Here is a 6,781-nt window from a genome sequence, read left to right on the forward strand (position 1 = left end):
GGCGACTTCAGGCATAGCGGTCCCCTTGAACTGCGGGATGTAAGAACGGCGACCTGTACAGAGAGGGGCTATTCCGGCAACCAGTACTGCACATCGTGCGACAGGATCGCGCATAAGGGCGTCTCAACCCCGTCCCTCCACGAAATTGCCGATAACTACAAGCTGATCAATGAGGTTAAGCCCGGATGCACCACCTCAGGCTATAGCGGTGACCAGCAGTGCACAGCCGGCTGCGGACAGATTATCCGCTACGGTCATGTAGTTAATAAGCTCAGCCACGACTGGGACGGCGGCAAACCTGCAAAACAGGGCAAGAGCGAAGGAATTCTCTACACCTGCCAGCGTGCCGACTGCGGCGAGACAAGGTTCGTCAGAAGCTCCGACGCGACCGAGTTCACGGTCACGGTCATCAAGGGCACGGCCTCCGTTGCCGCAGGGATACCTATCACGGACAAGATCGTGCAGAACACCGTTGTGACCGTTACGGCGGACGCACCGGAGGCAGGCAAGGTCTTTGACAAGTGGGTCGTGCTGGAGGGCAATGTCACTCTGGCAAACGCCACCAAGGCAACTACCACCTTCACCATGCCCGGCAATGATGTGAAGCTCGAGGCCACCTATAAGGATGCGCCTCCAAGCCATACCCACAGCTACGGAACCGAGTGGAAGTATGACGACACCGATCACTGGCATGAGTGCGAGTGCGGCGATAAGGCCAATATTGCGGCTCACAGCGCCAGCGAGTGGATCGTTGACACGGCAGCTACCGAAACCGCCGACGGCGCTAAGCATAAGGAATGCACCGTCTGCAAGAAGGTTCTTGAAACCGCACCGATCCCTGCAACAGGCAGCAATCATACCCACAGCTACGGTACAGAGTGGAAGTATGACGGCACCAACCACTGGCATGAGTGCGAGTGCGGCGACAATGCCGACACGGCACCACACAGCTTCCAGTGGGTGATCGACAAGGCCGCTACCAAGGAGGCCACCGGCATCAAACACGAGGAATGCACCGTTTGCGGCGCCAAGCGCAGCGAGAATACGGTCATCGACAAGCTCCCCGACGGCGGCAACACCGACAATACAGGCAGCAGTGATAATAACACCAATAAGCCAGGAAATGACGACTCCACCAAGTGTCCTCAGACTGGTGACAGCAGCAACCACATCGGTTGGCTGGCTGCTCTGTACGTCAGCGGCGGCGTTCTGACTCTGCTGGGCGTAAGCGGCAAAAAGAGAAAGAAATCCGAGGTTGAATAAGCCGACGCTTCCGAAATCGAAATAGCCTAAACACAATAGGCGGTGACGGATCATTCCGCCACCGCCTATTTTCCTGAAAGTGGGCTTGACAGCAAGTCCCTTTCCGAAAGGCGGCAAGCGACACCCACATTCTGACCGTGTATCCCCAACCGAACGGGGACGGCGATCTCCGGCGCTCTTTCTTTATGCCTTCGACAAAAATCAGAGCAAAGCTCAAAAACCTTTTAGGAAATTAAAAAACTTGGTTGTAGCCCCCTCAACTTTTCGGCATGGAAAGTGAGGGGGCTTTCTCTATAGCCTCCGCCCGTTCTTTGAAAACCGAATAGTACAGCGCATCCTTTTGTAGGACATAATTTTTTTGTGTCTAAAAGCAAATTTACTCACTGTCAAAAGCTTGAACTCACTACAAATAAAAAAACGGTAACACCAGCAGGAAGTTATTTTCCTGCTAATGTTACCTCATTTACAAGTATCACAAGATTTAAAGGGGAAATGATAAAGTCTTTGTAATGCTTATCGTAATTCTTGTAGCTTTACGCTTAATTCTTGTAAATGTTTTTTGGCTCTTTAGTTTGATAGCCACCATACATTGATGCACATCCGCAGGCAGCTATACCCATTCTCTTAGTCGCTCTGGCAATAAGGCTAGCAAGCAATTTCTTAAATGATTTCATTCTTATCACACCTCTTTTCTTTGATCTTCGCTGATATTATTAAAACTGCAATTAATAGATTTGTTAACAGGATCATAGATCCAACCATCTGATATTTATTGATAATCGCCCCGCCAAACAGATCAAGCAACAGAAAAACTATCATTCCCATCGCTTTGAACTTTGGCTTTTTTTCTTTTTCTATAGGCTTATTTTTGTTCTCCACAGGGCAGAATACAAAAGCTATTATCTCTTCAAACACCACAAAGGCAACTATCACCCATATATTTATATATCCGCATACCTTGTCATTAAGAAAAGCTGTAGCAATAAATGTTGAACACATCAGCAGATTGCATCTGAAATATGTATCTGCATGATACCCTCCGGTAATAACCCTGACAGCAATAAACACTGCCAAATATATTACGCTTTCCAGCAAATGCCCTGTCAATGCTCCCATAAGCAATACAAGCACAATGTTTAACATTGATGAGATAGTTATTTCTATGCCATACCGATAAAAATCCTGTACCTCATCTGCTTTGCCGATAGCTTCCTGCTCGGTCAAAAAATTAAGTATACCCGATACAACAAGATCCATAAACTACCGCCTCGCTTTTGTCTTACCCTAATTTGAATTTTACTAGAATAAAAGCAATATGTCAAGCTTTTTGGAATGAGTTGCAGGTTTTTGTCACGAAATGCAGCAACGGTCCGGAACAATTAGTTCAGGACCGTTGTATCTGCCATCAATGTTACCTGACAGCAAAACATTCCCTCCGACTCATAGAAATCGCATCTGCCATTATATTTTCTTGCTATCTCTCTGATTATGGAGGTCCCCAGACCATGCTGTTTTTTATCAGCCTTTGTGGTCGTAAGCCTTGGATTACTATCCATAACAGAATGATCTATTGAATTTTTTATCAAAAACGTATATGTATCCGTTTCTCGGTCGATCTTCAGATACAGAAATTTATTTGCGTCGTCGGCTATTTCCTTGCATGCCGTTATAGCATTCTCCAACGTGTTGCTCAACAGGTCGCAAAGGTCAGTTCCCTTTATTCCCTCAAAATCTGAAACTGTTATACATGATATTTTTATCCCCAAGGAAGAAGCCATCGTAAGCTTTGCGTTAACGATAGCATTTACAATATTATTTTTCGTTTTAACATAGGACTCCGACTTCTCGATAAGGTCAAAGCTTTCTGAGATAAATTTTCTCGTTTCATCTATTTTTTGGACTTTCAACAGTTCATTGACCGTTTCATATTTGTCTTTTATATCATGCCTTAGTTTTCTCATGGCGTCATATTGCGACTCGGCGTTTCCGATAAACTGCTCAAGATACTGCTCTCTTAGTTTGACTATCTCCATTTCCTTGAGCTTCCGATTCTTTTTTATCAAAGAATTTATTATCCAGAATATAAGTATATTAAGGACAAAGACAAGCATATATGACAGATTTATATACAGCCTATGGCCACCGTCTGCCGAAAGGGACAGTTCATGTATTACCATAACGAGGAAAAACGAAATAATAAGCACTGCAATTATCGTCACCCAATCTGAAGCCGTATAATCATCTGTATGTTTAAAGGCCATCAGTATTAATCTAAATACAATGAATATAGAAATCTGGATCATTATAAGCGTCACAAATCTAAGCAAGCTTTGTTCGACCACAAGCTTCCTGAGGGATATTATAAAAAATGACGATACAGCATTTAGTTCCAATGACGTTATCAACAAGATCGCAACCTGCGAGAGGGATATGGAAAGAAATTTCTTTACAGCATTGTCACTAAAAAAGCAAAACACAAAGACAAGCAGACTTGCCCAGTACAAAGCACTTCCAAAGCCCTCAAATACAGTGAAATAATTAAAAGCAGTGACCAGACAGCCTTCACAAACGGCAAATATAACAGCCCATATCTTAGCCCTTTCATGAGATCTTGGCGTAAGAAATTTATATATAAACCATGTTTCCAGACCGCCCTGATAAAAGTTTATCAAGATCTCAAATATCGTCCACAATGTAATAGTCATCACTTTCTCCTCAGATATTCAGTCAAAGCGTCGTCAACTTCATTCTTATATCCCCGACTCATGGGCAGTACTGAACCGCTTTTGAAGATCACTGTTTCATTTGAACGGCTTATGTTAAATACATATTTCAGATTGACGATAAGCTTCTTCTATCTCGCCAATGCTATCTCTTACTGCAATAGTATCCTTATTATTTGCAAAATGATATATGATGCTGTGGCTATTGCTCTCTATGTAAGTTACATCCCGAAGCTTTACAGAGATCCTTCCCTGCTCCCTATTCTCCAAAACCACTGTCTTTTCCTGCTTCAATGCGTCCGTCAACTGTCCTGCTACCATATGGAGCCTATCCTTCATAACATCAGCGTCAGGATCTTTGCAGATAAAATTCAGCGGTCTGAAATTAAAGCTGTCATAAACCAGCTCCTGATGACTTGTCACAAAGATCACAAAGCAATTACCATTCTGACCTAGCTGCCGCGCGACTTCAAAACCGGTCATTTCAGGCATATCAAGGTCAAGAAATATAGCCGAAAAAGGCTTTTTCCCATGGCAGTAAAAAAAGCTCTCAGCTTTGGTAAACGTTTCTATTTCAGCCTTGACCGACCTTGATTCAAGTTCATTTGCCAGCATAGATTTAAAAAACTGAAGAAAAACAGCATTATCATCACAAACTGCGATCCGCATTTTTTCACGTCCTTTTATAACATAGTCTATGTACGATTTTATATTACCATAATTATACCGTAAGGTCAAGCCATAAAACCAGCAATAAGCACCTAGCGTCAAAAATTGTCATGTTGTGCCAAAATCGAGGAACGTTGTTCCAAAAACCACACCTCATATTTGTCCTTTTTGCCAATTTACAAAAATATACTTATGTGTTATAATGATAAGATAAAGTATATTGATCGTGTGAAATGGGGTGACATTACTGGTCAAAGTCGTAAAAATCTATCTAATTAGTGAGCAATTTGACAAAGCAGGCAACCGGATAGATTATAAAGAAGTCAATAAAATACTGTGGGAATTGCAAAAGCAGACACGAAAAGCAAAGAATAAAACTGTTCAGCTTCTTTGGGAATGGAACAATTTTTCAAGCGATTATGTTAAGGCGAGTGGCATATATCCTAAAGCAAAAGACATATTTGGCTACTCAAGTGTGCATGGACAAGCAAACAAAGAATTAAGAACAAAACTCGCTTTAAATTCAAGTAATCTTTCCACTACCACAATGGATGTATGTAAAATTTTTAATACATATAAAAAAGAGGTATGGGAAGGCAAACGATCAGTTCCTTCATACAAATCAGACCAACCTCTTGATCTGCACAAAGACTCTATAAAGCTGATATATGAAAACAACCAATTCTATGTTAGGCTCGCTTTATTAAAAAAAGCTGAATTTGCAAAGTATGGTTTTAAAGACGGTTTTCGTTTTAAAATGCAGGTGAAAGATAATTCTACCAAAACTATTCTTGAACGCTGTTTTGACGAAGTATACAAGATAAATGCCAGCAAACTTTTATATGACCAAAAGAAAAAGATGTGGAAGCTTAATCTGTCTTATAGTTTTGACAATAAAAACATTTCTGAACTTGACAAAGAAAAGATCCTTGGTGTTGATGTAGGCGTTAGCTGTCCTTTAGTCGCTTCGGTTTTCGGTGATCGTGACCGATTCATAATCAAGGGCGGCGAAATTGAGAAATTCAGAAAAAGCGTGGAAGCTCGCAGACGTTCAATGCTCGAGCAAACAAAATACTGCGGTGACGGAAGAATTGGTCACGGCAGAAAAAAACGCACTGAGCCTGCCCTAAATATAGGCGACAAGATAGCAAGATTTCGTGATACAACAAACCACAAATACAGCAGAGCTTTGATAGAATATGCTGTAAAAAAGGGCTGCGGAACTATCCAAATGGAAAAGCTGACGGGTATTACATCTAAATCTGATCGTTTTCTAAAAGACTGGACTTATTATGATCTCCAGACAAAGATAGAAAACAAGGCGAAAGAAGTAGGGATAAATGTCGTCTATATCGCCCCTAAATATACAAGTCAGAGATGTAGCAAATGCGGATATATCCACAAGGATAACAGACCAAATCAGGCGAAATTTAGATGTCTTGAATGCGATTTTGAAAGTAATGCCGATTATAATGCAAGTCAGAATATCGGAATTAAAAACATTGATAAGATAATAGAAAAAGATTTGCAAAAGCAAAAAAGCGAAGTCCAAGTGAACGAAAACAAGTAGAAGGTTCACACAATTTCAGGGCGACTCGGCGTCCTAAAATCGAGAAAGTGTACATACGTCTTTAACAAAATACGGTAAATACTCTCGGTAAGGTTTTAACGTGCACATAATAATCCGTGCAACAGGGTTACACTTTTGTTCAATTTTGCAGTTGCAACTTACGCATAGGTGTAAAATACGAGGCAATCGTCAAACGAGTATGTCGAAAACATCAACGTTGCAACTTACGCATAGGTGTAAAATACGAGATCGACCTTATATACTCTGATTTTGCCCTGCTGGTTGCAACTTACGCATAGGTGTAAAATACGAGAGAGCTATCTATGCAGTCGCCTTCACAAATGACGTTGCAACTTACGCATAGGTGTAAAATACGAGAACGTACTCTGAACTCTTAATTATTTGCTATGCGTTGCAACTTACGCATAGGCATAAAATACGAATCACTCAATTTGCATTGTGATACGATATTGAATTACAATCACATATTTGTAAAACAACAAAGGCGCTGTAAAAAAACGCGCAATAAAAAAAGACTGCAACCACCCTTAAAAGG

The 6,781-nt window shown here is 41.6% G+C and carries 7 protein-coding genes and 1 CRISPR repeat array; of the genes, 3 read left to right on the forward strand and 4 right to left on the reverse strand.

The features are described 5' to 3' along the window. Positions 1-1,263: InlB B-repeat-containing protein (locus tag WS40_RS10010; RefSeq protein ID WP_046442018.1), on the forward strand; the 1,263-nt coding region annotated here is incomplete at its 5' end. Positions 1,264-1,923: 660 nt separating this feature from the next. Here the strand turns inward: WS40_RS10010 and WS40_RS10015 are convergent. Both WS40_RS10015 and WS40_RS10020 read right to left on the reverse strand, forming a co-directional pair. Beyond that, positions 1,924-2,520, reverse strand: a complete 597-nt coding sequence (locus tag WS40_RS10015; protein ID WP_046442019.1) for an accessory gene regulator B family protein — start codon at positions 2,518-2,520, stop codon at positions 1,924-1,926. Between the two features lie 122 nt (positions 2,521-2,642). Continuing rightward, a complete protein-coding gene (locus tag WS40_RS10020; protein WP_302837641.1) occupies positions 2,643-3,524 on the reverse strand; it encodes a sensor histidine kinase in 882 nt (293 codons plus the stop codon). 19 nt (positions 3,525-3,543) lie between these two features. Between WS40_RS10020 and WS40_RS11665 the strand changes: the two genes are divergently transcribed. Then, entirely contained in the window at positions 3,544-3,801 is a 258-nt protein-coding gene (locus WS40_RS11665) for a hypothetical protein (protein ID WP_325208531.1), read from the forward strand. Between the two features lie 166 nt (positions 3,802-3,967). Here the strand turns inward: WS40_RS11665 and WS40_RS11765 are convergent, their stop codons facing one another. Together WS40_RS11765 and WS40_RS10025 are read right to left on the reverse strand one after the other, a co-directional pair. Next, positions 3,968-4,060, reverse strand: a complete 93-nt coding sequence (locus tag WS40_RS11765; protein ID WP_442973542.1) for a hypothetical protein — start codon at positions 4,058-4,060, stop codon at positions 3,968-3,970. Positions 4,061-4,082: 22 nt separating this feature from the next. Next, complete coding sequence (locus tag WS40_RS10025; protein WP_046442022.1) at positions 4,083-4,655, reverse strand: LytR/AlgR family response regulator transcription factor; 573 nt, start codon at positions 4,653-4,655, stop codon at positions 4,083-4,085. A 238-nt stretch (positions 4,656-4,893) separates the two neighbouring features. Here WS40_RS10025 and WS40_RS10030 point away from each other — a divergent pair, with 238 nt between their 5' ends. Beyond that, positions 4,894-6,225: a transposase gene (locus WS40_RS10030; RefSeq protein WP_325208532.1), complete on the forward strand. Its 1,332-nt coding sequence runs from the start codon at positions 4,894-4,896 to the stop codon at positions 6,223-6,225. A gap of 150 nt (positions 6,226-6,375) precedes the next feature. After that, positions 6,376-6,669: a CRISPR direct-repeat array (repeat unit 33 nt; unit sequence GTTGCAACTTACGCATAGGTGTAAAATACGAGA). Positions 6,670-6,781 lie beyond the last annotated feature (112 nt).

This window comes from Ruminococcus sp. N15.MGS-57 (assembly GCF_000980385.1).
GTDB classification, from domain to species: Bacteria; Bacillota; Clostridia; order Oscillospirales; family Ruminococcaceae; genus Hominimerdicola; species Hominimerdicola aceti.

Excerpts from the sequence above, each read along its gene's own strand:
- WS40_RS10015 (WP_046442019.1), bottom strand. The coding sequence starts at position 2,520 with ATGGATCTTGTTGTATCGGGTATACTTAATTTTTTGACCGAGCAGGAA.
- WS40_RS10020 (WP_302837641.1), bottom strand. The coding sequence starts at position 3,524 with ATGGCCTTTAAACATACAGATGATTATACGGCTTCAGATTGGGTGACG.
- WS40_RS11665 (WP_325208531.1), top strand. The coding sequence starts at position 3,544 with ATGAATATAGAAATCTGGATCATTATAAGCGTCACAAATCTAAGCAAG.
- WS40_RS10025 (WP_046442022.1), bottom strand. The coding sequence starts at position 4,655 with ATGCGGATCGCAGTTTGTGATGATAATGCTGTTTTTCTTCAGTTTTTT.